5 protein-coding genes, 1 tRNA gene and 1 pseudogene are annotated in these 5,589 nt (G+C 47.5%); 5 read left to right on the top strand and 2 right to left on the bottom strand.

The genetic code is table 11. The features are described 5' to 3' along the window. Positions 1–122: pseudogene (locus H6F50_RS03080) on the bottom strand (photosystem II D2 protein (photosystem q(a) protein)); the annotation flags it as partial. 428 nt (positions 123–550) lie between these two features. On the opposite strand from H6F50_RS03080, the gene H6F50_RS03075 reads away from it, so the two are divergent. From H6F50_RS03075 to H6F50_RS03055, 5 genes are all read left to right on the top strand, one after another. Continuing rightward, a complete protein-coding gene (locus H6F50_RS03075) occupies positions 551–817 on the top strand; it encodes a hypothetical protein (protein ID WP_190426202.1) in 267 nt (88 codons plus the stop codon). A gap of 23 nt (positions 818–840) precedes the next feature. Beyond that, positions 841–1,518: an ABC transporter ATP-binding protein gene (locus tag H6F50_RS03070; protein ID WP_190426205.1), complete on the top strand. Its 678-nt coding sequence runs from the start codon at positions 841–843 to the stop codon at positions 1,516–1,518. Positions 1,519–1,640: 122 nt separating this feature from the next. Further along, complete coding sequence (locus H6F50_RS03065; RefSeq protein ID WP_190411750.1) at positions 1,641–2,189, top strand: NYN domain-containing protein; 549 nt, start codon at positions 1,641–1,643, stop codon at positions 2,187–2,189. Between the two features lie 110 nt (positions 2,190–2,299). Further along, positions 2,300–2,371 (top strand) — tRNA-Asn (locus tag H6F50_RS03060). A 29-nt stretch (positions 2,372–2,400) separates the two neighbouring features. Then, positions 2,401–3,648 carry an aminotransferase class V-fold PLP-dependent enzyme gene (locus tag H6F50_RS03055; RefSeq protein WP_190426198.1) on the top strand — a complete coding sequence of 416 codons (1,248 nt, stop codon included), beginning with the start codon at positions 2,401–2,403 and terminating at the stop codon, positions 3,646–3,648. Between the two features lie 525 nt (positions 3,649–4,173). Here the strand turns inward: H6F50_RS03055 and H6F50_RS03050 are convergent. Further along, a complete protein-coding gene (locus tag H6F50_RS03050; RefSeq protein WP_190426195.1) occupies positions 4,174–5,502 on the bottom strand; it encodes a tetratricopeptide repeat protein in 1,329 nt (442 codons plus the stop codon). Between the last annotated feature and the right edge of the window lie 87 nt (positions 5,503–5,589).

The raw sequence follows: 5,589 nt of genomic DNA, 5'->3' as shown, positions 1-5,589 counted from the left end.
GCGCAGGGGAATAGCAGTAGGCCGGACCAGCCGACAAATACGAAGCGATCGCGCTTGAGCCAGTCGTCAATGGCGTCAAACCACCCTCTTGAACTTGGCGCGCGTCCGACTGCGATAGTCATGACAGCAAATCTCCAAACAGGTTAGTTATAAGTACAGTCATCGCGGTTTCTGCTGGCTCCACCTGTAACTAGATGGGCTACGCAGAAAACAAACTAGGATGTCAATCTAGTTTACGATTCTTTACTGAGTTTAATCTTATTATGTCCAACTTGCACAGTTTTGGGTAAATTTATTTAACTCATTTTAATATTTAGCGGTAGAGGCGACAGATGCGATCGCAGATGTTCATCACTCGCGACAGTTCAGGGGGTGAGTGCGCTTAAAGTCCAGGCTAGTAAAGGATTAGCGAAACTTACCAACGCCAAGATAGAGGCGAAGATGAAATCCTTTCTCCCCTGCTCAACGAATTTTCCCATCGGGCAGCAACTGGCTCGCGTCTGAGATACTAGGGATGTGGAGCCGATATTTAATTGCAATTGCTTAACTCATGTTTACAATCGACCTAATTTTGAAAAATACGCCGATGTCGTTGTCGGTGCAACGGAAGTCAGACGAAGATGCCCAAAGCGTTTACCAAGAAATTCTGAATGCAATCCGCTCTGGCAACGCGCAACTGTTAGAACTCACTTGCGAACGCCAGCCGGAGAAAAAAATCGGCATTCTCAGTAGCGAGATTGTTGCCGTTCAGGTATCTCAGAAATCCAGCACAGCATCAGCTGGAAGACCTCCCGGCTTCTTCGCCCTCGCTGAATGAACACGTTTCCTGCTGGTGTCGAAATGGTCAAGCCTGCCATTCAAGTCAAAGACCTTTGCTTCAACTGGCCTAAAGGGGAGAAAGTCTTAGATTCCTGTTCTCTGGAGGTGCCCAAGGGTGAATTCTGGATGCTTTTGGGCACCAACGGCAGTGGAAAATCAACATTGTTGAGATTACTGGCTGGGCTGTTGCGTCCCCAAGCAGGAGAAATTCAGATATTAAACCCAATTGGCTTTGTCTTCCAGAATCCCGATCATCAGTTGGTGATGCCGACAGTCGGGGCTGATGTTGCCTTTGGGCTGGTGGAGGAAAATCTCTCGCCCGCTGAGATACGCGGGCGGGTAGAGCAAGCACTGGCAGCGGTTAATTTACTCGCGCTGGAACGACGCCCCATCTATGCTCTGAGTGGGGGTCAGAAACAGCGAATTGCCATTGCCGGTGCGATCGCCCGCCGATCGGAAGTCTTACTATTAGATGAACCCACCGCCCTGCTCGATCCGGATTCTCAGTTGGATTTAGTCGCGCAAGTGCAAAGCTTGGTGAAAAGCCGGGGTCTGACTGCCCTTTGGGTCACGCATCGATTAGATGAGTTAAATTATGCCGACGGTGCATTCTTGCTGGAGCAGGGCTGCGTTGTGGATCGAGGAGAGCCAAAACGCTTAAGACAACGCCTCCTACAAACCCAAGATTCCCCTTTGTAAACAAAGACTATTTTTAGACAAGCTTTGGCTAGTTCTGCAAAAAGGACGACAGAACTGACTTGACTATATTGTTAAGATGATGAAATAGTTATTTTCACCTAAAAAAATCTTGGCTTAAAACAATGCAACGCCCATCCCCGCAGGCTGTTTTGCTCGTTGACGGCTACAACGTCATTGGACTATGGTCTTACCTGCAAAGAACCCGCGATCGCAATGGGCTAGAAGCCGCTCGTCTTGAATTAATTGAGGCTTTGGTCAATTACAGCGCTTTTAAGGGCTTTGAAACTCAAGTTGTATTTGATGCCCAGTATCAAGACACGCGCAGTAATTGTGAATCTATCACCCACGAGCTATCAGTCTATTACACGGATTTTGGGCAGACAGCAGATACTTACATCGAAAAAACCTGTGCCTCCTTTCGTTACAATCCCTACAGATCGGCACGGCGCTTGATTGTCGCTACATCAGATCGGGCGCAGCAATTAACAGTAGTGGGGTATGGCGCAGAATGGATGTCAGCGCAACAGCTGGGTTACGACGTAGAATTAACCGCTCGTGCGGTTATACGCAAAAATAGACCCAAGAAACATTCGTCGGGGCGTTTTTTAGCGAATTCCCTGGATGCTAAAGCTCGCGAGCGTCTGGCTGAGTGGCGTTTGAACCAGAAATAACTGAACATTCATTCGGCTCAAAAAAATTTCTCAGAAAACTATAAAAGGGCTTGACAAGTTATATTGGCACTCGCTAATATTAGTAACTGTTGAAAAGATTGAGTGAACGATCCTCAGTAGCTCAGTGGTAGAGCGATCGACTGTTAATCGATTGGTCGCAAGTTCGAATCTTGCCTGGGGAGTTTAATTAATTTAATTGTAAGGATGAAGCATGAAAGAGAAAATTTCAGACTTCATCATTCGCCATTCAGAATTTCAGAAGTTATGGTCGCTTGACCCAGCCGTAACGTTCCTGAATCATGGTTCGTTTGGTGCTTGTCCGCTGCCGGTTCTGGAAGCCCAACAACGCTACCGGGCGCAACTGGAAAGGGAACCTTTGCGATTTTTTGTGCGCGAGTTTGAGCCGCTGCTGGATGCTGCACGGGATGAGTTAGCTCAGTTCGTGGGTGCCGATCCAGAAGAGTTGGTATTTGTCCCGAATGCGACAACTGGAGTGAATGTGATATTGCGATCGCTTGGCTTAGCCGAGCCGAGCGATGCCTCGCTTGCTTTCTCCCCTGACGACGAATTACTGACAACAGATCAGGAATATAATGCCTGCCGCAATGCGCTCAATTTCATTGCCAGTCGGACTGGGGCGCGGATAGTCGTGGCAACCGTGCCTTTCCCCATCACATCCCCAGAACAAGTCAGCGAAGCTGTGATGGAGCGGGTTTCACCTAGAACAAAGTTAGCGCTGCTAGATCATGTAACCAGCCAGACAGGGCTAATTTTTCCCATCCAACAGCTTGCTCACCAACTGGCAGAGCGCGGCGTCGATACCCTGATAGACGGTGCCCATGCGCCGGGGATGCTGCCGCTGAATCTGCGGGAACTTGGAGCGACTTATTACACTGGTAACTGTCATAAGTGGTTGTGTTCCCCCAAAGGAGCCGCATTTTTATATGTGCGGCGCGACAAGCAATCGGCAATTCGTCCGCTAACGATTAGTCATGGTGCCAACTCGCCCCGAAAAGAGCGATCGCGCTTTCATCTAGAATTCGACTGGATGGGCACCGACGATCCCAGCGCTTATCTGTGTGTTGCTGAAGCTATCCGGTTTCTGGGTTCGCTGTTACCGGGTGGATGGCGCGAATTAATGGCGCGTAACCGAGCAATGGCTTTGACAGCACGACAACTACTTTGCGAAACGCTACAGGTGTCGCCACCGTGTCCCGATGAGATGATTGGTTCGATGGCAACCGTACCATTGCCGGATGAAATACCGGACAGCCCAGGAGAAATGCAAATAACGCCGCTACTACAAGATGCGTTATGCGATCGCTTTGGGATTCAGGTGCCGGTGATTTATTGGCCTGCACCTCCCAAACAGCTGATTCGGATTTCAGCTCAACTTTACAACACTCCGGCGCAGTATGAATATCTAGGTAAAACGCTTGTGGAATTACTATCTAGCTGACGAAAGACAACTGATGTAAGCCACTAAAACACCCAGAAAACCTTCCTGGAAGATAGAAAGTAACCTTACCTTTACAGTTTTTTCTTGATTTCTAAAACCGTGACTAAACTCACGTTTGCATTTTTACAAAAGTAAGATGTACTCTTTTTGTGATAAAAAAAACGAACCAAGCATTTCTACTTGGCTCTAAGAGCAAACACCAAATCACAGAAGTCTATAACCAAGGGAGAAAGACTATCTCAGGAAGGGAGATAATTTTGATAGCAGTTCTAATATTTAATACTTAGGCTCAGAACCGCGCTGTCTTTATACTTATAAAGTTATCAATTGCCAAAACAAACAGAATCAATCTTCGGTGGGAAACTTTCTGAGGTCTTAACTCTCTCTGAAGGAATATAAAGCTTTCTGTTTTGCTGGGACAAACGCCTGTAAGGGCAGAATGCCCAGTTAGACCATTTTTGATGGGGGATTGGAAATGCTTGCGGCTTATAGATAACAAGAGATCGCTTTTCTCTGAACTGATATCTACTGCGAACCTTGCTGAGTCACTCGCGCTAGCTGATTGGCAAAGTAAGTTTCCTGATACTTTAACGACCTTGCCAATTCCAACCCTTGTTCAAACGCTGCTTTTGCTGGCGCTAAGTCCCCGCGTTCTAGATAAATCTGACCGATTTGGTCGTAGGTTTTCATCAAGTTATAGTAATCGTAGGACTGCCGCTCTACCTGCAAAAGAGTTTGATAAACCTGCAAAGCATATTCAGGTTGTTTATAAGTTCGGTAGAGATCTCCTAGTTTTTTCAAAGCTTCGCTGGCAGAAGCAAACTGCTGTAAAGACCACGCTATATTATAGGCTTCTTGGTAGTTTTTACTCGCTTCGTCTGGTTGTTTGAGAGCTTCGTAATCGGTAGCGATCGCTATCTTCAACGCTGGTATCTGAGTTAAATCATTAATGGCGAGGTAACTTTCTGCCAGCCGTTGCTTCACTTTTAAAGAATTTTCCGGTTGCTTCGCCTTGTCGTAAATGTAAGTCAGCTGTTGCAGATAAACCACTTGGTTGACCGTATCGCCCTGTTGAGTGGCAAAACTCAGCAATTCCTCATAAGTTGCCGCTGCCTTAGGATAATCAAACCAGTTCAGGTGCAATTGGGCAATGATTTTCAGCATTGCCTCTTCTGTGGCTTTATCTTGGCGCTGCCGTGCATCAGCCAGCAACAGCTGATAATCCTCCAGCGCGGGGGCTGGCAGTCGTATCTGCTGGTAAGCTTGACCCAAAGCTTGCAACAGCTTTATGTCCACTGCCGAGACAGGGGAAGACAAAACAATTTCTTCAGTTTTGCCTCCATTCAAGTTTGTTTGCTGGCGCGGCGTTTTGCCTTTCGGCTCTGGTGTCCTGCCAAAAGCCCGATCCTGAATTGCTTGCAAACGCTTGGTGATGATTTGCAAATCAAGTTTTTGATTATTTTCCCAAGCGATCGCTCCCACTCGTCCTAGCGCTTCTACCTCTTCCACCGTCCCTAGCGATCGCCGCAATCGCAATTCCCGATACCAAATTTCAAACGCTGCGGGTGCATTACCGGCTTTAAGCTGAGCCGCTGCCTGGGCATTTAATTCATCGAGAGCCTGCCTGAGTTGGCTGATTTCTCCAGGAGTCAGGGGACGATCTACTTGCGGCTGCGGCAGCAGTGGATCGGGCGTCGTTATCTCTAAAGGGTTGGGTTTGGGTTTATTATCCGCCGCAGTTGCTGCCCATCCGGCAGAACCGGAACACAGTAGGAACAAAACGGCAGCAATTCCCAACCCTAAAGATCTTGAGCGACGTTGCTGCAACCACAGACGAGCAAGCAAATTCTGCATAATATTTTTAGCGCGAGCAGTTTAAATTGTTAATAACAAACTATACAAGCAGACCTGGTTAATATCAGAAGTTGTAGCGTTTCTCAC

This window comes from Coleofasciculus sp. FACHB-712 (assembly GCF_014695635.1).
Classification (GTDB): domain Bacteria; phylum Cyanobacteriota; class Cyanobacteriia; order Cyanobacteriales; family FACHB-T130; genus FACHB-T130.
Note: the sequence above shows the minus strand (reverse complement) of the source record. Positions and strands in the feature narration are given on the sequence as shown.